This window comes from Enterovibrio coralii, assembly GCF_001559595.1.
Classification (GTDB): Bacteria; Pseudomonadota; Gammaproteobacteria; order Enterobacterales; family Vibrionaceae; genus Enterovibrio; species Enterovibrio coralii.
Genome location: NZ_LNTY01000033.1, coordinates 45,176 through 70,418 on the forward strand (window position 1 = coordinate 45,176; position 25,243 = coordinate 70,418).

General features: G+C 47.9%; 22 protein-coding genes and 1 pseudogene. 11 read left to right on the top strand and 12 right to left on the bottom strand.

Going from position 1 to position 25,243, the window contains the following annotated elements:
* Positions 1–65 precede the first annotated feature (65 nt).
* A complete protein-coding gene (locus tag ATN88_RS10855; protein WP_067415394.1) occupies positions 66–950 on the bottom strand; it encodes a LysR family transcriptional regulator in 885 nt (294 codons plus the stop codon).
* A 104-nt stretch (positions 951–1,054) separates the two neighbouring features.
* Here ATN88_RS10855 and ATN88_RS10860 point away from each other — a divergent pair, with 104 nt between their 5' ends.
* The 5 genes from ATN88_RS10860 (at position 1,055) to ATN88_RS10880 (ending at position 6,312) form a co-directional block, all read left to right on the top strand.
* A complete protein-coding gene (locus tag ATN88_RS10860) occupies positions 1,055–2,434 on the top strand; it encodes an MATE family efflux transporter (protein ID WP_067415397.1) in 1,380 nt (459 codons plus the stop codon).
* A gap of 154 nt (positions 2,435–2,588) precedes the next feature.
* Entirely contained in the window at positions 2,589–3,782 is a 1,194-nt protein-coding gene (locus tag ATN88_RS10865; protein WP_083539464.1) for a glycoside hydrolase family 5 protein, read from the top strand.
* A gap of 203 nt (positions 3,783–3,985) precedes the next feature.
* Positions 3,986–4,639 carry an inorganic diphosphatase gene (locus ATN88_RS10870; protein WP_067415400.1) on the top strand — a complete coding sequence of 218 codons (654 nt, stop codon included), beginning with the start codon at positions 3,986–3,988 and terminating at the stop codon, positions 4,637–4,639.
* A 330-nt stretch (positions 4,640–4,969) separates the two neighbouring features.
* On the top strand, positions 4,970–5,743 hold the full coding sequence (locus ATN88_RS10875) for a DUF2076 domain-containing protein (RefSeq protein ID WP_067415583.1): 774 nt from the start codon (positions 4,970–4,972) through the stop codon (positions 5,741–5,743).
* Positions 5,744–5,886: 143 nt separating this feature from the next.
* Positions 5,887–6,312, top strand: a complete 426-nt coding sequence (locus ATN88_RS10880) for a cysteine--tRNA ligase (RefSeq protein ID WP_067415408.1) — start codon at positions 5,887–5,889, stop codon at positions 6,310–6,312.
* 225 nt (positions 6,313–6,537) lie between these two features.
* Here the strand turns inward: ATN88_RS10880 and ATN88_RS10885 are convergent, their stop codons facing one another.
* The 6 genes from ATN88_RS10885 to ATN88_RS10910 all read right to left on the bottom strand — a co-directional run bounded on the left by ATN88_RS10885 (position 6,538) and on the right by ATN88_RS10910 (position 10,538).
* Positions 6,538–7,005 carry a hypothetical protein gene (locus tag ATN88_RS10885; RefSeq protein ID WP_067415411.1) on the bottom strand — a complete coding sequence of 156 codons (468 nt, stop codon included), beginning with the start codon at positions 7,003–7,005 and terminating at the stop codon, positions 6,538–6,540.
* Entirely contained in the window at positions 7,002–7,715 is a 714-nt protein-coding gene (locus ATN88_RS10890; protein WP_067415414.1) for a hypothetical protein, read from the bottom strand. The genes ATN88_RS10885 and ATN88_RS10890 overlap by 4 nt, the downstream gene beginning before the upstream one ends.
* On the bottom strand, positions 7,712–8,593 hold the full coding sequence (locus tag ATN88_RS10895) for an ATP-grasp domain-containing protein (protein ID WP_067415417.1): 882 nt from the start codon (positions 8,591–8,593) through the stop codon (positions 7,712–7,714). The genes ATN88_RS10890 and ATN88_RS10895 overlap by 4 nt, the downstream gene beginning before the upstream one ends.
* Positions 8,590–9,396: a hypothetical protein gene (locus ATN88_RS10900; RefSeq protein ID WP_067415420.1), complete on the bottom strand. Its 807-nt coding sequence runs from the start codon at positions 9,394–9,396 to the stop codon at positions 8,590–8,592. The genes ATN88_RS10895 and ATN88_RS10900 overlap by 4 nt, the downstream gene beginning before the upstream one ends.
* Before the next feature lie 115 nt (positions 9,397–9,511).
* The gene (locus ATN88_RS10905; RefSeq protein ID WP_067415423.1) at positions 9,512–10,228 is read right to left on the bottom strand and encodes a hypothetical protein; all 717 of its coding nucleotides are present in this window, start codon (positions 10,226–10,228) and stop codon (positions 9,512–9,514) included.
* A 1-nt stretch (position 10,229) separates the two neighbouring features.
* The gene (locus tag ATN88_RS10910; RefSeq protein ID WP_157490707.1) at positions 10,230–10,538 is read right to left on the bottom strand and encodes a pentapeptide repeat-containing protein; all 309 of its coding nucleotides are present in this window, start codon (positions 10,536–10,538) and stop codon (positions 10,230–10,232) included.
* A gap of 379 nt (positions 10,539–10,917) precedes the next feature.
* Between ATN88_RS10910 and ATN88_RS10915 the strand changes: the two are divergent.
* The 3 genes and pseudogenes from ATN88_RS10915 to ATN88_RS10925 all read left to right on the top strand — a co-directional run bounded on the left by ATN88_RS10915 (position 10,918) and on the right by ATN88_RS10925 (position 14,612).
* Positions 10,918–11,852, top strand: a pseudogene (locus tag ATN88_RS10915) (hypothetical protein).
* Positions 11,853–12,214: 362 nt separating this feature from the next.
* Entirely contained in the window at positions 12,215–13,486 is a 1,272-nt protein-coding gene (locus ATN88_RS10920; protein ID WP_232313106.1) for a hemolysin family protein, read from the top strand.
* A gap of 100 nt (positions 13,487–13,586) precedes the next feature.
* Positions 13,587–14,612, top strand: a complete 1,026-nt coding sequence (locus tag ATN88_RS10925; protein ID WP_067415434.1) for a CNNM domain-containing protein — start codon at positions 13,587–13,589, stop codon at positions 14,610–14,612.
* A gap of 76 nt (positions 14,613–14,688) precedes the next feature.
* Here ATN88_RS10925 and ATN88_RS10930 read toward each other — a convergent pair whose 3' ends face one another.
* The 4 genes from ATN88_RS10930 to ATN88_RS10945 all read right to left on the bottom strand — a co-directional run bounded on the left by ATN88_RS10930 (position 14,689) and on the right by ATN88_RS10945 (position 18,785).
* Positions 14,689–15,813 (bottom strand): M14 family metallopeptidase, encoded by a 1,125-nt coding sequence (locus ATN88_RS10930; RefSeq protein WP_067415439.1) that lies wholly within the window; start codon positions 15,811–15,813, stop codon positions 14,689–14,691.
* Between the two features lie 104 nt (positions 15,814–15,917).
* Positions 15,918–16,244: a hypothetical protein gene (locus ATN88_RS10935; protein ID WP_067415443.1), complete on the bottom strand. Its 327-nt coding sequence runs from the start codon at positions 16,242–16,244 to the stop codon at positions 15,918–15,920.
* A 207-nt stretch (positions 16,245–16,451) separates the two neighbouring features.
* Positions 16,452–17,021, bottom strand: a complete 570-nt coding sequence (locus ATN88_RS10940; protein ID WP_067415446.1) for a sigma-70 family RNA polymerase sigma factor — start codon at positions 17,019–17,021, stop codon at positions 16,452–16,454.
* 63 nt (positions 17,022–17,084) lie between these two features.
* Positions 17,085–18,785 (bottom strand): vWA domain-containing protein, encoded by a 1,701-nt coding sequence (locus ATN88_RS10945; protein WP_067415448.1) that lies wholly within the window; start codon positions 18,783–18,785, stop codon positions 17,085–17,087.
* A 1,418-nt stretch (positions 18,786–20,203) separates the two neighbouring features.
* Between ATN88_RS10945 and ATN88_RS10955 the strand changes: the two genes are divergently transcribed.
* A complete protein-coding gene (locus ATN88_RS10955; protein WP_067415454.1) occupies positions 20,204–21,313 on the top strand; it encodes a mandelate racemase/muconate lactonizing enzyme family protein in 1,110 nt (369 codons plus the stop codon).
* A 138-nt stretch (positions 21,314–21,451) separates the two neighbouring features.
* On the opposite strand, the gene ATN88_RS10960 is transcribed toward ATN88_RS10955, so the two are convergent.
* The gene (locus tag ATN88_RS10960) at positions 21,452–21,970 is read right to left on the bottom strand and encodes a thioesterase family protein (RefSeq protein WP_083539465.1); all 519 of its coding nucleotides are present in this window, start codon (positions 21,968–21,970) and stop codon (positions 21,452–21,454) included.
* Between the two features lie 124 nt (positions 21,971–22,094).
* Here ATN88_RS10960 and ATN88_RS10965 point away from each other — a divergent pair, with 124 nt between their 5' ends.
* Together ATN88_RS10965 and ATN88_RS26120 are read left to right on the top strand one after the other, a co-directional pair.
* Complete coding sequence (locus ATN88_RS10965; protein ID WP_198158368.1) at positions 22,095–23,051, top strand: GlxA family transcriptional regulator; 957 nt, start codon at positions 22,095–22,097, stop codon at positions 23,049–23,051.
* A 212-nt stretch (positions 23,052–23,263) separates the two neighbouring features.
* Positions 23,264–25,132, top strand: a complete 1,869-nt coding sequence (locus ATN88_RS26120; protein ID WP_083539466.1) for a 3-keto-5-aminohexanoate cleavage protein — start codon at positions 23,264–23,266, stop codon at positions 25,130–25,132.
* Positions 25,133–25,243: the final 111 nt, after the last annotated feature.

Genomic DNA, 25,243 nt, shown 5'->3' on the forward strand with positions numbered 1-25,243 from the left:
TATTCATGCTCAATGACTGTGCTCAATTTAGTATCGCGAAAGTGACCGTTTGGCAATGAAAGTTGCTACTGTTCCTCTTCAAAAAATTGTTTCATCTGATTTAGTAGCCATTGGGAGACTGGACTTAGTGATTTATCCCGTCGCTTTACGACGCCGATATCCAACATCACGGATTGTCCAAGTGGTCTAGCTGGGTAAATTTTCAGGCGACCTTCATACCAGTTCGAGTTAGCAATGTGCTCAGGCACAATTGCCCAGCCTGCACCGTTGATAATCAGTTCGGCGATATAGAAGTAGCTGTCGACATGCCAATGATTTGCATTGAGCGGAGTGTCTCTGCCAGTTCCTGTACGGTCACAAATGACGAGTTGGCGGTAGGGTTGTAAGTCCTTCAGCGTCAGCGTTTTTTTCTTCGCGAGCGGATGCTGATTGCTGATGACTAGCACTTTGTTCACATGGCCAACAGATTCAAACTCGAGAGATGTCGCGAGCTCGTTGTAACGCAACATGATGCCAATATCAGCACGGCACTCTTCCACGGCTGTCGCGATGTCATCTCTTGAGCCGTTAGTCAGCGTCAACCTCAGATTTGGATAGGTAACACCGAGTTCGAAGATCAATTGCTCGAACGCTTCAACGGATATGGCTTCATCACAAGCAATGGTGAGGGAGGTTTCCTCATTGCTCGAGACTTTTTGTGCCATAGCTTGCAAGCGTTCGCATTGATTGAGTACCGCAGTCGCTTCGATGAGCAGCTCTTTTCCGCCTTCTGTCAGTGTTGGGTATTTGCCGGAGCGGTCGAATAGCTCGAAGCCTAAATCAACCTCCAAATCTGCAATGGCACTGCTGATCCTAGACTGCACTTTTCCAAGGCGTCGTCCCGCTGCTGAAAAAGAGCCTAACTCCGCTGAAACCACGAAAGCGCGCAACTGATCTAGTGTCCAATTCATTGCGATTACCCAAACTATCAATCTCTTTTAAAGATGGATACTAACTTTTTAATATCTCTAATGGGAATATCATTCGCCTATCTATTGGTTCTTGAGTGTCAAAAATGAGTGTTACAACTACCCTCTCCCCAAAAAACGAATCTGTTGCACGCACATTCTGGCGTTATGCCGTGCCTTCTGTCGCTGCGATGATTGTCAGTGGTTTATATCAGGTGATAGATGGCTTCTTTGTGGGTCACTATGTGGGTGTCGATGGTCTTGCAGGCATTAACATGGCGTGGCCTGTGCTGGGCGTCATCATGGGCTTTGGTATCCTGGTTGGCATGGGGGCAGGCAGTGTTATTTCGATTTATCGCGGTGAACAAAACCAACAAGGTGTCGGGCTCACATTAAGCACCTCGCTTTGGTTGATGTTGGGTTTCGGTATCCTATCAAGCGTGTTTTTGTACTTTGGTACGGACACTGTCATGGCGATTCAGAACGCGTCAGGCATGCCTCTTCTTCATGCGAAAGACTATCTGAATGTCTTTGTTTTTGGTTCTGCATTGACCGTCGGCGCAGGTGCGTTGCCGCTGTTAGTTCGAAATGACAATAGCCCGAACTGGGCAACAGCGTTGACTGTGCTTGGTGCTGTCGCAAATATCGTGCTGGATTATCTGCTTATTGGTGTGTTGGGACTGGGGCTTGAAGGTGCGGCGGTTGCTACCGTGATTTCGCAAGCGTTAGTGGTTGTCGGCGCATTGTGTTACTTCTTGTCTCGTCAAGCCGAGTGCCGTATTCGACACATGCAATTTAGCCTAGTAAACGCGAAACATACCATTGAATTGGGTTCATCGACCTTGTTTATGTTCCTGTATTTCAGCTTTGTACTCGCCGTACATAACTTCTTGCTGATGAGCTATGGGTCAGCCGTTTATGTCGGTGCATACGCGATTCTGGGCTATGTCGGTACCATGTACTATTTGTTTGCCGAAGGTCTGGCAAACGGTATGCAACCGCCAGTGAGTTACTACTACGGTGCCCGTCGATTTAAGGCGATTAAAAGCACGGTGAAAATCGCTCTGGGTTCGATTATTGGTATTGGTGTAGCGGCAGTCGTGTTGCTGAATATTGCCCCTGAGCAAATCATCGCGTTGTTTGGTAAAGGCAATTCAGAGTTGATAGAAGTTGCGAGTCACGGCGCGAGATTGCACCTGTTTGCGATGTTCTTGGACGGTCTGTTCTTCGCCGCATCAGTCTTTTTCATCTCGATTGATAAAGGTGGTAAAGCCCTGTTTGTTTCCGTCGGCAACATGCTGGTGCAACTTCCGTTCCTTTACCTATTGCCAAAGATTTGGGGTGTTGATGGTGTGTGGCTGGCGATGCCAATTTCCAACTTGGTTCTGGCTTTGGTGGTAGTGCCTATGCTTCTGAGTGAGCTGAACAAACTCGGTCGAAGAGAAGACAATTCGCCTAACGCCGCTTTGGCGGCAAAGGCAAACTGAACATAACGGAGCCGTCAAGGCTCCGTTTTTGTGAGAGATGCACTTTGTCATCTTCAAATTGTCGATTAATTTACACGCCACTTACTTTCCCCGCGCTTCGTCGCGATAAAGTGCTGCCTAGCTTATTCCCTATAAAAAATAAAAAGGATGTTTGATGTTCCCTTTTCCGCGCCTTAAGAAAGCCCTTATCTTGCCCATCTTACTCTCGTCTCAGATTGCTTTTTCAGCGGATGTTGGGGATTTTTGGGAAACACCTCAACACGGAGGCAACGTCTTTAATCGGCTTCCAGCCAGCACCGAACTGTATTCAGACCTCTCTGCGTACAATGCGTCTTGGGTACGCATTGCGTATGACAAGTGGCCTTCAGAAAGTCGAGATTTTTTGCTAGGTGACGCAGACGACTATCAAGGTTTGGTGCCAGCGGATCTAAAAACGTTGAAAGGCGAGATTCAGCGAGCAGGTGACGCAGGGCTTAAAGTGGTCATTTCCCCGTTGTCTCTGCCGGCATATCGTTGGGCGCAGAACAACAATGGAAAATTTGATGGTCGTTTATTTTCCGACAAGGCTAATTGGGAGAAAGCGGCGGCTTTTTGGAAAGACCTCGCGAGTGAACTAAAGGACAGTCCTCACGTTGCTGCCTATAACATCATCAATGAACCTGCGCCTGAGAAGCAAAGCTCATTAAAAGAGCACGCTTCTGCTTCAGAAATGAAAGACTGGTATGAAAAAGTAAAAGGCTCAAGTCGAGATCTACCTGCCTTTTATGAGCACATTGTCGCGGCGATCCGTGAAGTGGATAGCAATACACCTATCATGGTGGATGCCGGTTGGTATGCGGCGGCCGACAGCTTCAATTATTGGGAAAAAACGCTAAGTGATGACAAGGTGCTGTATAGCTTTCATATGTACGAACCCTATGAAGTGACAAGTGCACCAAACCTTCGTCGTGACGTTCCTTTGACGTATCCAGGCAATGCACCGTTTGGTGACAATCAATCGATGCGATGGGACAAGGCTCAAGTGGCTGAATACCTCAATCAACCTGTTGAGTGGGCGAAAAGTGTGGGTTTACCAACGAACAAGCTAGTGGCGGGAGAGTTTGGCTGTGCGAGGAAAGTGGACAATTGCGCTGCCTATTTGATGGATGTGATAGCAGCACTGGACGCTAACCAGCTTCATTGGGCATTTTACAGTTTCCGAGAAGATGCGTGGGATGCGATGAATTATGAGTTAGGCACAAAGGGCAATGTCGGCTGGAAGTATTGGCAAGCGATGGAAGAAGGTAAGCCAGACCCAACCAAGTACTCATCCTCGGGGCTTTTCTCGATCATTCAGCAAAAACTCTAGCCTTATGCACCGACGCTGTTCATAAGCGGCACTAAGAATTTATGAAATGAGCGGTGTGATTTGATAATCACACCGCTTTGTTTTTCTCAGCATATAGAGAAGGCAAACAAGTAGCGCATATTTCTTAAAACAGCAATAAAACTGCCATTTTTCTTTCATCAATTCAGACGATGATGCCCGCATCTGATTGAAATGGAACTCTTATGAAAACCTCTCTTTTGTTTGCAAGCCTGTTACTTAGCTCTACCGCTTTTGCCGCTACCCAGTTTGAGCAAATCGATACCTATACGGTGAAAGCGAGCCACGACTACCTGTCAGATATTCCTGCACAGAATGCGAACGGCACCATCAATGCCATTATCGAGATCCCGACAGGTACCAATGAAAAGTGGGAAGTGAGCAAGCGTGACAGCTCAGTGATCAACTGGGAATTTAAAAATGGTCAGCCACGCATTGTGCATTACCTTGGTTACCCGGGTAACTACGGAACTATCCCAAGCACGGCATTGCCAAAATCTTTGGGTGGTGACGGCGACCCGTTAGACATTCTTGTATTGGGTTCAGCGATGGAGCGCGGTAGCGTGGCACCAGTGCGCGTGATTGGTGGCCTTAAAATGTTGGACGGCGGTGAGCAAGATGACAAGCTGATTGCTGTGCCAGTTGTTGAGCAATCACCATTCAAGGACATCGAATCGGTAGAGCAACTTCAAAAAGCGTATCCGGGTGTGGTAGACATCGTCAAAACGTGGTTTGCTAATTACAAAGGCCCAGATGGTGGTATGGAAATAGAGGGTGTAATGTCAGGTGAAGAAGCACAGAAAGTGTTGGAACAAGCCATTAAGCACTTCAAAGCGTAATCCTGAAACCGTCAGTTAGTCGTCAAAAAGCTCGGTATAACAGCCGAGCTTTTTTGTGATCTTTAAATATACGTGACACTGTCACCTATTGTTTCATCATGTTCTAACTATGAGCCAGATTTTTTACCAATAACTGCCATGCTTGAGCGTATTCGTTGAACGAACGCTTCCTGATTGCGCGAACTATGAGGTTCAAGAAAACCCGCCTTTCAACCCATGTGCTGCAATTTTGCAAAGTATGATTGTCTGGCTGTCCGCGTTCTGGAATTGGCGTATCGTGCAGTTACGTTAAATCATACCTCTCGCACCTCAGCGAAGATGGGGGAAATCATGACTCCGCAAGAACAGGAACTCATTCAAAAACTGGCTGACAAAATGCGTTCGAACCAAAGCAACGCCAAAGATCCAGCCGCTGCCCAACTCATTCAAGAAGCCATAGCGTCGCAGCCAGACATTGTCTACCGTCTGACCCAAGTCGCGCTTGCTCAAGAGGTGGCTCTGAAGGAAATGAAAGAGCGCAATGACTACCTGCAACGCAACGCTGATTTCTACAAACAAGAATCAAGCCGAGGTAGCTTTAGCAAAATGTTTGGCGGTGACAGAAATCCACCACCACCGCCACAACCAGCGTATAGACCAAGTGCGTTTGGCGGCTTTATGCAAACCGCAGCGGGTGTTGCCGCAGGTATGGTAGCGGGCAGTGCTCTAAGCCATCTTTTCTTTGGTGGCGAACATATGGAGCCGACCGTTGAAGACATCACCAATAACACGATCATTGAAGATCCAAATGATGCGAACGTTGACCAGCAAGATGCCTCTCAGGATCCGGGTGATGATTCGCAAACCGATACTGCGAGCACGGATACTGACAGCGGTGGCAGCTTCCTAGACGGTACCGACAACTACACCCAAGACTATACAGGTGGTGGTTGGAGCCAAGGTACCGGCTTTGATGATTCGAATACGGGTTTCGGCGATTCTGGCTTCGACGATGGTTTTGCCAACAACGATGATGATCCAAGTCGTTACGGTGGTGATGATGGGGCGTTTGGAGGCGATGACAGCGACTTTGGTGGGTTTGACGACGACAGCGACTCTTGGTAACTGCACCTACAGAGGGACGCCGCTGTCATAACCCCAGTCAATCTCGCTCAATCCTGCATCTTTAGATAGTTTGGGTATATAATCACAGCAGTTTTTAATCGCGGGCAGTCTTATATCGCCCGCGAGTATTCGAGGTGAAAATAATGAAAAAAGCCATCACTGCTGTGCTTCTTGTTACCGCGCTTGCGGGTTGTGAAGAAGCAAACAAAGCGATCGACCAAGCGCAGGAAGCGGCAACCAAAGCGGTTGATACCATTCACGAGCAAGTGGAATCTGTTGATCTGAGTGCACTGAATCTCGACCAATTTGGCGATGCTGCTGATTCAGCAAAAGAGCTTGCCGAGTCTGTTGAAGAAGCGATGAACGTAGACTTCAGCAACCCAGCAGCACTGGCTGAAGTGAAAGAACACGTTTCTAACGCTTACAGTTGCTTGGTGGACGCAACCTCTGAATCCACAGCAGAAAAGCTGATGGACAAAGTGATGCAAACCATCACCAATGAAGAAGCGCAATCTTTGCTGGAAAAGAGCATTGAGAAAGCGAAAGACGCGAAAGAGTGTGTGATGTAATCACTGCTTCGTTTGAATAGCCCGCGCTTGTCGCGGGTTTTTTTATGCCTAAATCTAAGGATTATTGAAACGCGACATCATCAAAAAATGCCACGACCGAGACGGCAGGTCTAGATAAGCGGCGGACATCCACCCTGTGTTTGGTCGGAATCAAAGGCAGTGAACTGAAGTTTCGGCATCCAATCATCATGTAGAGGCAATTTGAGAGCGAATTTCGTTCACAATCTACATTAAGAACAGAGCCAGGAGATACCAGTGTAAAGGCACTTTCATCAACATGGTCAGGCAGCATCCAGCTTTGATCATAGTGCTCATGGTAGTGAATGGGATAGCGCAATACCCGGATGCCTGAAATATAAAATGATCTACCGCCACAAGAGAGTTAAGCTGCTCTTTGACGGGCGTTAAGCTCCTGAGTAGCTGACTCATTCCGTCTTGTAATTCGGCTGAATTGTTTACGCTAACCGTTCGTTTTCCCATGTTGGGGCGAGATATATTGGTTAGCCGTGAGGCCGGGTGCGTCAAACTGGGTTTTAAATCGAAGATGTCGTAATCCAACGCGGCATCATCAAGGTTACTTTCTCTTATCTCATGTTCCATCAAGCTTGCCGCAGGCGTGGCAAGTTGCCTGAAGGTGGTCAGGTCTGGCAAGGAGAGAAAGGTATTCAATGTATGCGCGTCGATAATGCTCACCAATACATGTAATAGTAATCGCCCACGCGAATGAGATGCCCCTGAAGCGTAATGCGGTAATCACTCTCGCTATTACTGTGCGAGCGGCCGATACGGTGAAGCACCAACCCGTTTTGAATCACCATAGAACCAACCTTAAGCACTTCTCTGATCGGATCGGGGTGCTCTGCAATCCAATCTGTAATGCTGTGATGTCGCAAGTCAGCGTAAGTTTTGTTCCACCATTCAAAGTCTCCGCCTTTTTCGGGTAGTTGCAGCACCAAGGTAAACGAAAGTGGCGGATAAGCTTGGTTCCAGACACCTTTCCAACGAAGTGGCAGAAACTGCAAGTCAAAGTGACCCATCAGGTTGGTTGGCTCAAGCGTGATGCTTGAACCGTGGAAAATGTGAAAGCCGGGAAGCGCGAGATCGTCGTCAAACAGCACAGGGGAAGAAAGGTATTGAGAGAATACATATTTCAGCAGTTCTAAAATATCACTGAAGTTATCTCTCAATATCTGGTTCGTCACCATAGCGGAGTCATAGTAGGTGGTTTGAACGTCGCAGGAGTGATTGGCATCGATATACGATGCCGTTCCCAGGGTGTAGAAGCCTCCGGTTTCATTGTTGTGCTCCGAGCGAGATGTCCACGCGCTTCGGAGCGAGAAGAGCTTGTCGACAAGGCGCGCACAGTCGGGTGGAGAAAGCAGGGTTTCAGACAAGACTTTCATTGTTTGAGGTACTCGACCAATGCTTTGGTCAGTTGAAAGTCAGTAGGGCGGTCGAAAGGCGTAAACGCAGGCATGGGATTGACTTCCAGACACCACCACTTTCCGTCGTCATCGACGATAAAATCCCAACCAGACAGGAGCATGCCAAGCTTTTTCGCAGCGGCAACGAGTTGTTGTTCGAGGTGCTCAGGTAGCGCAATCTGTCTGCCATCCAAAATTGGATTACTTTCGTCAACATGCCGGTAGTCGATATGCCTTCCAGCGATCTCTAGGGCATGGCAGAGCTCATCCAGTACATGCACTCTGACATTCACGCCTGAGATAAATTTTTGGAGGTGTACTGGGCCGCTATAGCTATCACTCAACAGATCGTCGGCGAAGACTCTTCGACATCTGGCGCGCACCCCGCAGATCGTTTTTGCGACCACTGGATGTTCGCGGGCAAACGCTGCAAGGTTCGCCTTGTTCATGCTGGTAAAGGTATCTGCAACGTTAAAACCCAGCTTAATGAGTTCCGCTTCATGGAGAGGTTTTGAACCGTTATGGATGATGTCTGCGGGCGGATTAATGACGCGTCCTTTAATGGAGGAAAGCCAGATTTGTAAGCCTTTGTTGGTGGACATCAAATCCAAGTCATTCGATTCATTCTCCCCGGCAATTCGACCAACATCGACAATACGGCAGTAGTAGTTGTCGCTGTTTTTTAAGTGAAAGTCTCGGCCGTCGGAGAGAGTAACGTGCGCGTGGCCTTCGGGTGAGACATGAAATTTCCAATCTTCAATCAGCCACGTATCAATAAAGCGCTCTGGGTCGCTGTATTCGTTGACCTTAGCAATCACGGGGTCGGTTGACGGTCCAATGATCCAATAATCGCTCATGCCGCCTCCTTGGAAAGGTAGGAAACGATAAGTGCAGCCAAATCGTTGATAATGATTTGGTCATTGTATTTGGGCGGGTAGGGATCGACGTCGATAAGCTGAAACTTACCGTCAGGGTAAATCAGATAGGAAAAGCCCACCATGTCTGTGTTGTAGTGTTCAAATAACGTTTTGGTCGCTACCTCAATGCCTTTAATGGTTTCTGGATAGTCTGTCAGAAGACCCGTGTCTTGCGAGTAAAGTGGTGATGTTTCCCCTGCCACGCAATACTGATGGCACTCAATGGCGTCATCACTTTTTAGCTGGGATGCGGCGCGAAAGGCATGGGGCGTGTCCGCGCGAGGGTAAATGCCAAAATCGATCAGAGACTGCACATAGAGGTTGCTGCACTCGCTCGGCAGGGAGTAGGTTTTAGAGCATAAATATTGGTCGCGCGCTTCGTGCATGACGCCAAGATCCAGCCCACTCTTGGGAATAAATGCGTCGATGTTTGCTTTAAACCCGTAGTCTCCAATCTTGCGAGACGACATCAAATTAATCGCCGAGCAGGCGAGGGACCAATACTCGGATAGCATAAACGCTTCGTCCGATTCTGGGTCTTCTGCTCTTGGCACGACAGGGCGAAAAAACAACGGCGTGTCCGGGTAAACCCTTGCTCCTTGTTCATTGACAGCAATTTCAACCGACTCGCAATAATCCTTGAAAGAAAGCATATCAAAGGGGATAGACTGCTTCGAAAGCACAGAAATAATGCTTCGAAGCAGCAAGTCGTTTTCGTGGCAAACGAGCGTAATTTTACTCATACAATAGGCTTGTCCTTCAGGGTTCTAGCCTTGATGAAGTCCTTCACTTCTTTGGCCTTCACGGTATCAATGCTGTTAATGTCACCGACTTCGAGTTTTTGGAGGCCGCTTGAGGTCACGATAGGTGGCAGTGTGACGCCAAATCGACCCAAATCCGTGCCGTCGGAGTCGTCTTTGCCCTCTTTCCCTTCCTTACCCTCTTTGCCTTCTTTTCCATCTTTACCTTCTTTCCCTTTATCAGAGCTGTCCTTTCCTTCTTTGGAGTCTTTGCCGTCCTTGCCTTCTTTGCCTTTGTCGGAGGTGTCTTTACCTTCTTTTCCTTTGTCAGAGCTGTCCTTTCCTTCTTTGGATCTTTACCGTCCTTGCCTTCCTTTCCTTTATCGGAGCTGTCTTTGCCCTCTTTCCCTTCTTTAGAATCTTTACCCTCCTTGTCGTCTTTGCCGTCCTTACCCTCTTTGCCTTCTTTCCCCTCCTTACCTTCTTTTTCTTTGGCTTTATCGCCGCCGTCTTTCACACCTTCTTTTGAGTCTTCTTTGGACTTGTCGCCGCCATCTTTACCGTCTTTGCCTCCGTCCTTACCGAAGACCTTAAAGTCGGTATCTTCCATGGTGTCTTTCAAACCATCTTTACCGTCTTTTTTGACCAAGCCACCGTCTCTGCCTGGTACTGGACGTGGGCCAAACCCATCGTCATCAGGCAAAGGCGTTAAGCCAACACGAGACTCAACCAACTTATCGATAGTTTCCTGCCTCTTTTCGAGCTGCTTCCGCAAAACGGGAACACGATCTTCGGCAGGGATAAAAGGCTGCAGGAACGTAAATTCGTTAGGCATGTTAAGACTCCTTCCCTTGGGTAATGAGGTTCAACAATTTCCCAACGTGGATCCCATTGATAATGAGACCAGACACGTCACAATTGACCATCACAGTGCCTTTCAATGAACAGTTCTCAAACACCACGCTATCGAGTGAAGACCCCGAAATGGCCATGCCATCTAAGTCCCCTCGGTTGATGCGCGCGTTAACCATGGAGATGCGATCCATCAGGGTGTCATCAAAGTCGATTTCAGTGAGAGAGGAACTCTTGAGCGATGTGTTGGTGATGAGCGAGTTGGGCCCAAGCGGAATTGGTTTCGTAGACATCTCGTCAGCCTCTTTTGCAACGTCGAATTCAAAGCTCTGGTGCACAGCTTCCGCTGTCGGAGCAACTTACAGTTCTTGAAAATCTTGCACGTAGAGCAATCTGAGTAGGAGATAAGTGTGTATCAGTAAAGCAATTCACCTAGTAGCAATATTGATACTTTGAGGGGATTTGATGATTTGGGAACAAAGCTGTTTCTAACCCTGCAATTTGACGTGGTCGATACAAGGTCGACCCATGCTGAAAACGAGATGGTTTCAGTGGAGCAGCCAAGACTCCGGACGAGAACATGGGTGAGTTATGGCGTTTTGTATCAGCAAACCGAGATTTATCCGGCTGTAACACGTAAAATGTAAGCATCTGATTAAGTGAAAACACCGCATGCAAACCGACGCTCATACTCACATCGACATCCCATTCAATTTCCGCCATACCTGTTGGTTTTGTGGGGAGCCATCTTCGAGAAGCTTCCATTTTCCACGCAGACCGAACAAAAACGTTGAACATCCTTTGCTGACGATCCCTGCTTGCAAAGAGTGTGACACTATCAAATATGCGCGCGATGTCTCTTCAATCTGGCGTTTACGAGCAGTATTAAACAAGCTCTGATCTCCAAATACACCAAGCATTTAGCAATTGGAATCAACTGGACAGAAGAAGAACTTCAAGACAGTGAGTTTTCAGGCTCAATTTTGGGTGGTTTTGGTGAAAGCGCGTGGCAAATGTACGAAATTGCCAAAGAGCGCGTGGCGTTTCAGGGCTGGCCACTCAGCGTGAATGGTGTCCCGCTCTATGTTTTTGATGATACCAGTGGCTTTGATTTTGAAGGAACACGATATTCGTCTCTCTCGGCGTGTATTGATTTCTTCGTGGAAGCAACAGGTGTTGACAAAGATCTTCTATCACAACTCGTTGAAATTGTTACACCTGAGCGATTTGATTATGCACTCAAAATCGCAACGCTGAACAAACGCATCTCCTTTGCCAGACGTACGCAAATTATTGATGATGTCACCGAACAAGAAGCCGAGAAACGCGAAGCGGAACTGAACCGCAGTGCGATCGCGCATTCGATTGAAGAGGTGTCGGTATCAGGTGCGGTTGCCCCCATTTTTGCTATTCAATGGGCAATCGAGAAGGGCGTCAAAACACTCGCAGAGCTGTGTCCTTTAGAAGATGACTATTTTGATGACTTTCAGCACCTTGGCGGTGCGGCCGCGTTCGCCTCATACAACGGACTTCAGCTTTATCTGCAAGCGCGTGAAGACGCGGAGTGGGTTGATGAAAACGACCCGAATAGGGATTTGTGGGTGTGACCATGTGGCACTGAGTAAGCAAAGGCAGTGACCAACTAACACTTTGTTTCTAACAAAACATCCAACCCACACTAAGAATATTGCTATTTTGTAACCAACGGTAACGCAATTGAGTGCCGAAATGCTGGCTCAAAACTGCGATAAATGTGCTAAATATTTGTTTTCATTGTCGTGATATCAGCATGTTGGCAAGTGAACACCTATGCGTTCGTGGAGTATTTCGCATTATTGGCTGGACGGTTTTCATTGAGCGGCTCTATACTGCGCTTCCTGTTTTTACGTTAGGAATACTTTGTGGACCCCAACTCTAGTCGATTGTGTAACCCCTTATTGGCTTTCTTTGACCAAGGGAGGACACAACAATGATTGATACCCTTCTAACTCTGCTGTTCGGCATTTTCTTCATTCTGGTCATTATTGCGGCAAACGGTTACTTCGTTGCGCAAGAATTCGCGTACATGGCAGTGGACCGCGCTAAGCTCGCTACTCTAGCAGCGACTGGCGACGAAGCCGCTAAGCGTGCACTCGCCGTGACGAAACGTACCAGCTTCATGCTTTCCGGTGCGCAGCTGGGTATCACTGTGACTGGCCTTGTTTTGGGCTTTGTTGCTGAGCCTCTAGTCGGTCAATCTTTGGGCGTTCTATTGCAGGGCTTCGGTTTATCTCTTGAATCAGGTATTGCCATTGGTACCGTCATTACACTTGGCGTGGCGATGGTTGTTCAAATGATTCTGGGTGAGCTTTACCCGAAAAACCTTGCGATTGCGAATGCTGAGCCAATGTCTCGCATTTTGTCTCGCTCTACGCTGATTTACATGTCTGCCTTTGGTTGGATCATCAGCTTCTTCGACAAATCCGCAAACCTGCTTCTTCGCGCAGTTCGTATCGAACCGGTTCACGATCTCGATGTGAGCGCATCAGAAGAAGATTTAACCCATATTATTGCTAACTCGCGTGACACCGGTGACTTGCCTGTTGAGCTGTCACTGATGATGGACCGTATTCTGGACTTCCCAGAGCGCGATGTTGAGCACGCGATGGTTCCTCGTTCACAAGTGGACTGGGTTGAGCCAGAAACCACGCTGACAGAACTACTGTCACTGATGAAGCAAGCGCATACTCGCTACCCAGTTATCAACGATGACGACGCGCCGGTAGGTGTTGTGCATTTGGCTGATGTGCTGGCGCACTTGGAATCAGGCAGTGCCGAGGACACAGTGTCTTCTGTGATGCGTCCTGCGACGGTGCTGCCGACTTTGATGTTGCTGCCTGACGCACTGAACCAACTTGTGACCTCAACCAACCAACTTGCTTGTGTTATCGATGAATACGGCGGCTTTGCGGGCGTATTGACGATTGAAGACTTGGCAATGGAAATCGTCGGCGAAATCACCGACGAGCATGACACTGACGGCGCAGATGCTGTTGTGTCAGAAAGTGACAATGTTTGGTTGATGGAAGGTGATGTTCACGTCGACGAAGTAGAGCGTGCGATTGGTTACGATCTGCCAAAAGAAGATGTAGAAACCATTGCTGGCTTGCTGATTTCAGAGCGCGGTGCGCTGCCAGCTGAAGGTGAAACCGTTAATATTGAGCTGCCTATCGACCATCTGAACTGGCAGCAGGTGAAGTGATTTCACGTCACCTTGAGGTGAAAGTGTTGCGCATTGAGCGACACGTACCGACCGAGGTGCGTGTAAAACTGGTAGAAACGCCAGTTGTGGAGGGTGAATAATGTACGATCCGTTGATTGTCACCCTAGTGACTGTTGCCCTAATTATTCTTAGCGGCATCTTCGTAATCATTGAGTTCGCATTGCTGGGTGCTCGTCGTCACCGTCTTGAAGAGATGGCGATTGAAAGCGCGTCTGCCCGTGCTGCATTGCGCGGTATGAATGACCTGACGCTGATGCTGGCGGGTGCACAGCTTGGTATTACCTTCTGTACCTTTGCATTGGGTGCGGTAACGAAACCGGCTGTTGACCATTGGGTTGGCCCTGTCTTGCTTGCTATGGGTATGCCCGATTGGGCTGCTGGTGGTGCCGCATTCGGTTTCTCGCTGTTCGTGGTGACCTTCCTGCACTTGGTGGTGGGTGAAATGGCACCTAAGTCATGGTCTATCGCGCACCCTGAGAAATCAGCATTGGCAGTGGGTATCATTGCTCGTGCATACGTGTGGCCTTTGCGCCCGTTGCTAAACTGGATCAACCGCATTGCTAACCGTTTGGTGAAAGCATCGGGTGTTGAGCCAGTTGAAAGTGCAGCGGTTGGTGGACAGGATATTGATACCATCCGCCAATTGGTTGAGCACTCAGGCAAGGTAGGTACGCTGAAGCCTGATACGCAGCGTCAGCTTTCTGGCCTGATTGATCTAAGCTCAATCCCAGTTGAAACGCTGGTAACAGAAGGCCAGGTGACAGTGCATGTCGATAAGAATGCGACTGTGGCAGACGTACGTGCTGCTGCAATGACGTCAGGACACCTGCGTATTCTGCTGTGCGGCAAGAAAGGAATTAAGCCTTTGGTTGTTCACGTGCGTGATACCTTGTTGGAACCTGCTGACCGACCTGCACGTGAATTGGCACGTAACGCATACGTGCTTGATTCTAAAACCCCGGTATACGAAGCACTTGCACGCATGCGCGAAGCCAGCGTTCAGCTTGCTGTAGTAAGCAAAGACGGAAAAATGGTGGGTGTCGTGACCTTGGCAGACATCATCAAACGTGTATTGCCAACCTCGGCGACTAACGACGCGGCGTAACGATATTCTTGGTGTCAGAGACTCTCTGACGGTCAGATCAAAAACGCCACCCTAGGGTGGCGTTTTTTTATGGCGATTAAAGCTTTGGCAGTGTTGCCCAAATTGCTGCCAGCATTTCGCTACCGAATGCGGCACTGCGTTCTGGCGACCAGCCGTAGACTTCATCTGGCTGGTTGTTGTGATCCTTAAATGGCATTTCAACCGTGTAAGACAAACACTTGAACTGTTCAGCGACCCAGTTTGAACCCACAGTCAGGTTCGCAGTGCCCGGTGCACTTTTCGGATAACCGTGTTCGTCTTGGAACTCTGGTGTAATGGTTAGCAGTGCTTGTTTGAAGTGTTCTTCAAGCGCAGCAAAATCTTCATCGTAAGAAGGAATACCTTCACTACCCGCAACGAAGTTGTATGGGATCGCTTCATCGCCGTGAATGTCCAAGAACATATCAACGCCCGTTTCTAGCATGCGCTCGCGAACGTAGAACACCTCTGGGCTGCGTTCAACCGACGGCGTTTGCCATTCACGGTTCAGGTTTGCGCCCACTGCATTGTGGCGCAGGTGACCACGAATACTGCCATCTGGGTTCATGTTTGGCACAACGCGGATTACCGCATTATCAATTAACGCCTTACCCACGGTGTCAGTATCATCCAACAGGCGCATCAACAGGCCTTCAATGAACCATTCAGCCATGCTTTCGCCTGGGTGCTGACGACCGATAACCCATATGTTCTTCTTACCTTCTGCTGGCTCACCTATGGTCAGCAGGCTCATGTCATTACCGTCTAGGGTTGAACCTAACGTTTCTAGCTGACAGGCGTAATGCATCTGTGCATTGTGCAGCAGATCTTGGTGGCGGTCATACGAGTAAGGCGCGAAGTACGCAAAGTACATTGAACTTTGCTCTGGGATAACAGAAAAACGCAGGTTGTCGCCATCAAACTCAGACGGAATACGGAACCACTCGTTGCGGTCGTAAGAAGCAACCACATCGTAATCTTGCCAGCCTTCGGGGTAGGCGGATTTAGCAAGGTTTTGCAGTGTGAACTGATGCAGCTCTTGTGAGTGGCTTTCCAAGCGGAAATGGAACCACTGCGCGATATCGGTATTGTTGTCGGCAGGGATAGTGAGCTGAATGCTGTCTGGTGATTCAGCGGAAACAACATGGATGTTTCCGCTGTCGAAATTGCTGAAAATTTTCATTTTACTGGACTTTCTATCGAGGATTTCCCATCACAATAGCATAGCTCTCTTGTGATGCGAGCGATGAAAGCTGAATTAAATTACTAACCAATCAATACACTAGATTACTTCTTCATCAGTTCGCACATTTCCGCCGTCAGCTCCTCTTTCGCCTGAGGATAGGTTCTCAAAAGGATTCTCAACTGCTGCTTTGCCATCTCGGTCTCGTCGTTATCGATCAGTATCTGGATGAACTTTAGTTTTGCCTCAATCTTAGAATGGATTTCGGCTTCACTGAGCACTTCCACATCATGTTCTGGTGCACGTGAGAATCGTTCAAAGGTTTCCGCATTTGAACGCGCCTTCATTTCCACTTTTGGTGGCTCTGGCAACGCAGCGTCAGCGGGGGCTGTATCCATCATCATTTCGGCTTCAAGAGATTCTTGAATCACCGCAGGCTCAGTGGAAAGCGGTTTGTCTGCCCATTTCCACGGTGCAAGAATGGCAACAAACCCAACGGTTGCTGCAATGCCCGTGATTTGCCACCAAGGGTATTTAGCCAGCTGTTTGCTTTGCTTTTCGGCATAGCGAATAATGCGTGCATCTATAAGCTCGGAAGCTCTTCATTTGCGCCGTCTTTGTAGAGAGCGATAATGTCGTCATCGGAAAATTGGCGTGTCATTCTCGGCTCCTAGCTTTTTCGTCAGGCATTGCCTTAGTTGGTCAAGAGCATAACGAAGACGTGTTTTCAGTGTTTCAGGTTTCGCATCAACAATGTCGCATATCTGTGCGGGCTCAAAGCCTGCTTCGTGACGAAGCAAAAACGCTTCTCTTTGTTTAGGTGCTAATAAACCCATGCAGTGCTTGAGTGCCGATTGCTGACGTTCGGCCGGGTTGTCAGGTTGTTCCCAAGCGTCATCGGTATCAAGTTGGGCGCGATAGTCTTTTTCTGACTGCTGCTTACGATACTCATCAATCACGATGTTATGGGCGATGCGATATAGCCAAGTTGTAAATTTGGCGGAAGGCTCGTAGGACGAACGCTTATCGACAACACGAAACCAGACATCTTGAAAAAGCTCTTCTGCCCTGGATTGTTGCGATACGCCAAGCTGTCGCAGCACATAGCGATAAAGTGGCGCACGATGGCGACGGTACAAGGCATCGAATGCACCTTGGTCACCCGCACTAAAGTTGAGCATAAGCGTTTCGTCTGTGTCGTTATTCATTTTTATCTTTAAACAAGGAGCGACAATTCGTCGCCCCTAAAAAACGCCTTATCGAGAATCGCCTTATAAGTTTTGTGCAACTTCCACCATGCGAATGAATTCGCCGCGGTCGTTGTAAGGGTCGTCACCTCGGTTATCACGCGCAATGGTGGCGATCTGCGCATAGGATAAATCATTGAGGTACTTATTATCCTTCAGTTTTTGCGCGAATGCCGCAACAGATGTGGCAAATTGAAAATCACTGCTTGCTTGGGCGAAGGCACGTTTCCCATCTTTATGGTTTACCACGGTTTTCACGAGCTTGCTGGTGTCCGACTCAGGCAATTTATAACGCACTTTCACTTGTGCCAGTTCATTTTGATGCAGGTTAGGTTGCGTTAACCCTGTTTGCGTTTTTTGATAGCGCAGATCGTCGATTTGCCCTTTATCACCCACGTAGGTGACCTCATAGATCGCAGTGACAGAATGGCCAGCACCAATCTCACCTGCATCGACCTTGTCATTGTTAAAGTCTTCATCGCGAAGCTGGCGGTTTTGGTAACCAATCAAGCGATACTCTTTGACGACTGCGGGATTAAATTCGATTTGAATTTTTACATCAGAGGCGATGCTTTGCAGCGTGCCGCTCATCTGGCGGATCAGCACTTTTTGCGCTTCATGCAAAGTATCGATGTAAGCGTGATTGCCATCGCCGATATCAGCAAGCTGTTCCATCATCGCATCATTGTAGTTGCCACGGCCAAAGCCCAATGTAGTGAGGGAAATGCCGTTGTCGCGCTCCGTTTTAATTAAGTTCTTTAGCTCATCGAGATTGGTCATACCCACATTAAAATCGCCGTCAGTGGCAAGAATTACGCGGTTAACGCCATTTTTAATAAAGCCAGATTTCGCTTGTTGGTAGGCGAGCTTAATGCCACTTTCCCCATAGGTGCCGCCACCCGCTTGGAGTTGTTTTAGCGCATTGAGGATTTCTTGTTGGTTGTCGCCTTTGGTGGGTTTAAGCACCACGCTGGATGTGCCTGCATAGGTGACGAGGCTAACCGTGTCATCGCCGCTGAGTTGTTTCGTCAGCATCGACAGGCTTTGTACCAGCAGTGGCAGCTTGTTTGGCTGTCCCATTGAACCGGATACATCGACAAGGAACACAAGGTTGGATGGTTTTCGTTCATCGCTTGGTATGTCATAGCCTTTGAGAGCCACACGCAGTAACTGACGGTCTTCATTCCATGGAGACGGAGCAAGCTCTGTTTGCACGGAAAATGGCTGAGCAGTGGAGGTTGGTACCTCGTAGCCGTAATCAAAATAGTTAATAAACGCTTCTTCACGAATCGCATCGGCAGGCGGCTTTTGCCCCATATCGAGGTAGCTTCGAATGTTGGCATAGCTGCCAGTGTCGACATCGATAGAGAAGGTAGAGAGTGGCTGCTCACTGACGAGCTGAACACCGTTGCTCGGCGTCGGTAAATAGCTATCGCGATTAGGCTGAACCACCATCATGTCGTGAGCAGGCATACCAATCAGGGCGCGTTTATTGGTTGGGGCAGCGGCATAAAAGACTTCTGGTTGGCTTGCGGGAACGCGCTGAACCACGTCGCGTTCTGCTTGAATTTGTAGAGCGTCTTGTGAAGCTTTTTCTTTTACTTCCGTTTTCACTGTGTGTTGTTGAGGCTGATTTGTTTGCTGTGAAGTGGCTGGTTTATCCGAACAGCCAGAAACCAAAATCGTGCTGATAAAGAGTGCAATGGTAGTTTTACGAAGTGTCATGATTCATCCCTTCTTCGAAAATACGAGCCTGATATAGGACTCGAATCGTTCTGTTTGGAGTTACAAACGTGCGGGGAAGGAGAAGGGGTGAAAATTTTTTGAAGTTTTTTGAGGGGGTTGGATTTGTATTAGGAAGAGATAGATGAGGGTCTAGCGGATTTTGAAGGATGGAGCGAAGTGTTGAGTACGTTTGAACCACGGTCAGTAGGATTGATTCGCGGAAATGTACGATGAAAAAATCACGGCTAAACCTTGGTTTCTTGTTGTCGTTTTCTAACAATTTCCTCGAACAACAATAGGCCCCACTTGGGCAACTTCTTTTAGGTATCTCACCATGCTTTGAAGTGTATAAATCGACACGCTGTATTCTGCTCTGAACGCTTCATCTGCGATGCGTTGATTTATAATAGGCATAAATCAACTGATAGAGCTTAAACATTCTCTCCAATTAGAAGCGATTTTAGGTAACTGGTTTTCATTCGCTATATGGTAAATTAATGAAAGTGATCGTGGACTAGTCGGGCTTCCCATTTTTGGCTTAAAGGGTAAGTTTTCTGTTAGCGAGTTGTTACTAACTTCGTGTTTAAAGTTCTGGGTGTATGCAATATTTTTTACAGTGGCTTTTTGTTACAAAAAGAAATTACTTTAATGTCTATTTCTGGTCGTTTTTGTTTTTGTTTTTATTTTTTGTCTCGCATTGGATTTTCTATGTGCCGCCCACATTAGTTACTTATGTATATGATAGGTTTCCAGCTGAGGACATTTATTGTGCACAGAAAGGAGGTAATCGTAAGAGAACCTATTTGTATTTCAAAAGTGCTTATAGTAAAGAGTCATTTAGGCTCTCACCGCATTCGCTTGAGATGTGCGAGTATCTGATTGACCGTATGTTAGAAGGAAGCTCCGTAGAAGTGACTTACAGTACGATAGATATAGATGAAGTAACTTGGGTATCTAAACTAAAAGTCGATGATCAGACTTACTTTGACGATATGAGAAAGTTTAATTTGTGTGATTACCTTCCCGCAAGGAAGTGCATTCCAAAAGAGGATTAAGCTCATTGAAAAGGCTTAGAAAAGTTGTCCAAGCGTTACTGTGAACCTTCAATATTTTGTCCAATCAAACTCATGGCATGATTGCGTCAAATACTTTGCTAAACGCGACAGCGTAATAATTGTCGTTCCAGTGGCCGTTATAATCCCTATTAATAGCGGTCTTCCTTTGAAATCAGTATCGAGTAAATCCTTATCAAAAGGATGGCCTAGTGAATTGAATTCTCTAAAAATTCACGCTGTAACCTCTCATTGAAAACTTGACTGTTTAGGCATCGCAGTGCTGCAAGCTGCGAAGAGTGAGTGTCCTTTTAGTAGATAGGCACCCAGTAGTATCTGAAACGCAAAGTAGACGAGAAAACAAACATGCCATTAATCAACCAAATCACTGTCTGGAAATTAGAACTGACCAGTCACACCCCTTACTATATGGCCAACGGAAAAACCTGCGTGTCTGTCCCGTCGATTATCATGAGAGTCGATACAGATGAAGGTATATCAGGGTGGGGAGAGGTTTGCCCGATTCCGCACTACTTAGCGGCCTATGCCGATGGTGTCTTGCCTGCCTTACAGAACATGTCAGAAGTACTGCTTGGCACTGAAGCCGTTGGTCCTGAAGCGGTGATGGCCATAATGGATCGCTACTTAATCGGACACCGTTATGCGAAGTCCGTTATTGATATGGCTCTTTGGGATATTACTGCCAAAAAAGCGGACATGCCTTTGTATCAACTGCTGGGTGGTAAACAGACAGAGAAACTGCCGCTTTATAAATCGTTGACCTGCACAGATACCCACACCATGGTCGAAATGGCACTGCACGCCTACAACGAAGGCATTCGACAGTTTCAGGTCAAACTGGGCGCAGAAAATGATTGGGTCAAAGACGTGGAAAGGCTGACTTCAGTGCGGGATGCGGTGGGGCCGGGCCCGCTCGTTTTTGGTGATTGGAACTGCGGGTCGAGTCAGCGTGATGCGATTCGCGCTGCCAGAGCCGTATCTCACCTCGATATAATGATCGAGCAGCCATGCGCAACGCTTGAGAGCTGCAATGTGGTCAGACAGAACTCGGGGTTAGCAATGAAGTTGGACGAAAGTGCCCATGATATCGAGAGCCTTTTACATGCTAATCAGCTCGGTTGTATGGATGCTGCAGCTATTAAACTGTCCAAATTTGGCGGGCTATCAAAAGCACGGCGAGCCAGAGACCTCTGCGAGTCTATTGGAACACAAATGGTCATCGAAGATACGTGGGGAAACGACATAACGACGGCGGCCTCGATGCATTTAGCCACCGCCACAGATTCTCGCAACCTGATGAATGTATGTAATTTGTCTGAGTATGTGTCGCCAAGATTGGATGAAAGCTGTTACCAAACCCAAAATGGTTATGCGACTGTGTCTGATCGGCCAGGTTTAGGGGTGAATCCTGACTTGTCTATTTTAGGTGAGCCATTAGCCATATTGTCTCAATAAAAGCCGCCAGTAGACGTAACAGCGTTGGTTTCGGAAGCTAAAAGTGAACGTGCATTTTTAGCTTCGCTCTATTGTCTTTTTTGTTCATTGAAATATCGCCCTTACATAGCTCTTGCTGCCACAAAGGTCTTCGCTGCATCAAGAGCTTGGTCGTTTTAGGGCAATACCCGCGCCGGCCTTTCTCGGTATTTCCAGCACACTGTGTGCAGCTTGTATTTCATCGACTAAGGCTTGAGTCTTAGCCAAGAAAGGCGCAGCTCTTCGCGCTTTCATATCCATGTGTAGGAGCAAGGTTTCCATGGTTGCCAGTTCATCATGGTTGTCGGCGTGATACATGGTCAAAAAAAGCCTTAGCTTCTTGTTGTCGCTTTCTAACAATTGCCCACGAATAACAATCGGCTCCGCTTCGGCAACTTCTTTTAGATACGTCACCATGCTTTGGAGGGTGTAAATCGACACACTATGTTCTGCTCTGAACGCTTCATCCAAACCAATGTGCAGCATGAAGGCGTCAATGGCCTGACTGAAGGCGACCACGTAATAGGCGTCATTCATATGGCCGTTATAGTCTATCCACGCCGGCAAGACTGGACTTTCGAACAGCGTAATCATTTCACGTGGGGCTGTTTGCGGTACTTCGGCGAACGGGTTTGGCATTTTTCTTTCTCGCGAAAACAAGCTTCCTGATTGGCTCCTATACTAGGTTGAAAATGTCGACACTGTTGATTAAAGCCGCACAGTATTTGATTTTAATCGACAGAATCAGGGAAAGGAGGCAAGGGTGTTTGGCGAACCCTCACGAATGACGGTACAAAAAATTCACTTTCTGCTTTTGCCGGGCTTCTCGTTGTTTGGGTTAACGTCCATGCTAGATCCCTTGCGTCATGCGAATCGCACGCAAGGTGAAGACTTATATGAATGGCAGCTTATTTCAGAAAATGGCGGCTTGATTTCAAGTAGTGACAGCATCGAGATCATGACGCATGCCGATCTTCGTGCGATCGAGAAATGTGAAACCCTCATTATTTGTTCGGGCAGTGATCCTGATGTGGTCACAACACCCGCCGTGTTAGCGTTTATTCGCCAGCAGAGTCATTTTGGAGCTGATATCGGGTGTCAGGATACGGGAGCCTATATTGCAGCGGCGGCAGGTATCTTAGATGGTTATCGCGCAACCATGCACTGGGAAAACTATGAAACGACGCAAGACGCTTTCCCTAACGTCGCCTTCGTTGAAGAGTTGCTCGTCATCGATAGAAAGCGTTTCTCTTGTCCCGGTGCTTTATCTGGCTTGGATATGATGCTCTACCTTATCAAATCGCAATACGGACAAGAGTTAGCCACTCGCGTGGCGGACGAGTTGGTTTATACCCACCAACGGGAACACAGCGAACCTCAACGTCGCTCTTTACAAATCCGCTTAGACAGTCGCAACCCGCATCTCATCGACGCGGTCAATTTAATGGAGCAGAACATTGAAGAGCCGCTACTTATCGCAGAGCTTGCGCAATGCCTTGGTATTTCGGATAGGGAGTTAGAGCGATTGTTTAAACGGCATTTGGCGCAAACGCCTAAAGCGTTTTATCGGCAACTCAGGTTAGAAAAAGCGCGTTGGATGCTGCAACAAACCAACGATAGTGTTACCGCCGTTGCAACAGCCTGTGGCTTTGTTTCCCTTTCCCACTTTACCCGCTGCTACCAAAAACAATTCTCCAAACCGCCGAGTAAAGAACGGTAATTCTCAATCAAATACGCGTGTTCAATATGTCGCAAACAGCGCAATGTGCTTCATTGCGACATTTCTTTGCTTTGGTCTTTTTTGGGTTAATTAGCTTCGAGTTTAGGCAAGGCTGTCGTTTTTAAACGTGTAGTTTTGATAGTGCTCGACGATGAAATCTAGGCATACCCAGTTGTCTCTTGTTTTGTTTAACCCACAAAAGAGCCCTTACGATGAATCAAGATGTCATTATTACTTGCGCAATTAATGGTGCCGGGGATACCGCAGATAAAAACCCAAATGTGCCGATCGCCCCTGAGCAAATCGCCAACTCAGCCATAGAAGCATGGAATGCAGGCGCGGCCATTGCCCATATTCATGTGCGAGATCCTGAAACGAAACAAGGGTCTCGACGTGTCGATTTGTACGCAGAAGTCTGTGAGCGTCTTCGTGCTTCCGAGTGCGACATTGTTATTAACCTGACCGCAGGCATGGGCGGCGATCTTTATGTCGGCCCTGAAGATAACCCAACCGCGTTTTGTCCTGAGACAGACTTGGTCGGGGGGCTTGAACGTCTTGTGCATATTGAAGAGCTCAAGCCTGAAATCTGTACCCTCGATTGTGGTTCCGTAAACTTCGGTGATAACAACCTCGTCTACATATCGACACCTGACATGCTTCGACTGGGAGCCGCTCGCATTAAAGAGCTGGGTGTCACCGTCGAGCTGGAAATCTTTGATACGGGTAATCTTTGGTTTGCACTTCAAATGAGAAAAGAGGGATTGCTCGCTGACAACGCCATGTTTCAGCTTTGTCAGGGTATTCCATGGGGAACACCACCAGATTTTACTCTTTTAAAAGGCATGGTGGACATGCTGCCTGAGAACACCCAATGGACAGCGTTTGCATTGGGCCGAAACCAATTACCTTGGGCTGCGCAATCAGCCCTGTTAGGCGGCCATGTGCGCGTGGGTTTAGAAGACAATTTGTATCTCAGTAAAGGTGTACTGGCGACAAACGGACAGCTAGTTGAGCGCGCCGTAAATATCGTTGAGAACATGGGCGCACGTGTCTTAGCCCTTCTCAAGCCCGCGAAAAACTTAGTTTGCGTGGCACGCAATAGGAGGGAGGTGATGATGCGTCCAAATCCAACTAAGGTGTCAAAAGTTGGCGTGATTGGCACCGGTGTTATTGGTGGTGCGTGGGCTTTGCATTTCCTGCGAATGGGGATGGAGGTTGTTGCTTACGACCCCGGCCCAAACGCAAAAGAGAAGCTTCTTAAAATGGTCGACAATATTTGGCCGACCATTGAAAAGCTTGGTTTAAGAGAAGGTGCGAGCAAGAACAATCTGTCTTTTGTGGACTCCTTGGCGGCATTGGCAAATCAGGTGGAAGTGATTCAAGAGAGCACACCTGAACGCTTGGACGCCAAGCAACAACTGTTCGCAGAGCTTGATGGCATCGTCCCCCCAGAGGTGGTGATCATTTCCAGTACTTCAGGTTTTGCCATGACAGACATGGGAAAGGTACTTGATGCTCACCCTGAAAGATTTGTGGTTGGTCATCCTTTTAATCCCCCTTATTTGGTGCCTTTTTGCGAAGTTTGCGGAGGAGAAAGAACGAGCCAAGAGGTGGTGGATTGGACGGCCGCCTTTTATGAAGCCACTGAAAAACAAGTGGCCAAAATGGACAAAGAGTTGCCGGGCTTTATTGGTAACCGTCTACAAGAAGCACTTTGGCGAGAAGCACTCCACATGGTCGCAAACAATGAATGCTCCGTCGAAGACATTGATAAAGCGATCGCCTATGGGCCGGGTCTGCGCTGGGCCATTATGGGGCATTGCTTAACCTACCATTTAGGAGGCGGACAAGGGGGTATGGCGCATTTACTGGATCATTTCGAGGATGCGTTAGAAGAACCTTGGACACGTCTAAAAGCCCCCAAACTCACCCAAGAACTGAAAGATGACATGGTGGCTGGTTGCTTGGCACAAGCGAATGGTGCGTCCATTGATGAGCTGGTGCAAGAGCGTGATGACTGCCTGATTCTAATTATGCAAACGCTCGAACAATATCGAGCGGAGAAAGGGATTAAGCGCTAATTGCCAGTCATTAAAACGTCTCAGTAACAGGGCGGATTGGTATTTCACACATTTATAGAGGAAGGCATAAAACAATTAAATAAAGCCATTCAATCAAAACCACAGCAATGG